Raw genomic sequence first — 355 nt, 5'->3', positions numbered from 1 at the left:
CTGGGCGCCAAGGCCGTCCTGGCTCAGGGCGACGTCGCCGACGACGCCGACTGCCGCCGGATCGTCGAGGCCGCGGCGCCGTCGGGCCGCATCGACGCCCTGTTCAACAACGCCGGCATGACCAAGTTCGCCCCGCAGCACGGCGACCTCGATGCGGTGAGCGCCGAGGACTTCCTCAAGCTCTATTCGGTCAATGTGGTCGGCGCCTTCCAGATGGTCCGCGCCGCCCGCAGCCTGCTGGAGGCCGCGCCCCGTCCGGGCGCCGTGGTCAACACCAGCTCGATCGCCGGGGTGATGGGCAACGGCTCGTCGGTGCCCTACGCCGCCTCGAAGGGCGCGATGACCACCATGACCC

Annotated in this window: 1 protein-coding gene; it reads left to right on the top strand. The window is 71.5% G+C overall.

What is annotated here, in order from left to right; genetic code table 11:
* Window positions 1-355 (top strand): SDR family NAD(P)-dependent oxidoreductase (locus AC1DKV_RS40600; RefSeq protein WP_477139787.1); only part of this gene is annotated, 355 nt, incomplete at both ends.

This window comes from Cupriavidus sp. 05T41 (assembly GCF_056396525.1).
The sequence above is the reverse complement of the archived record's forward strand: the minus strand, read 5'-3'. Positions and strand labels throughout refer to the sequence as shown.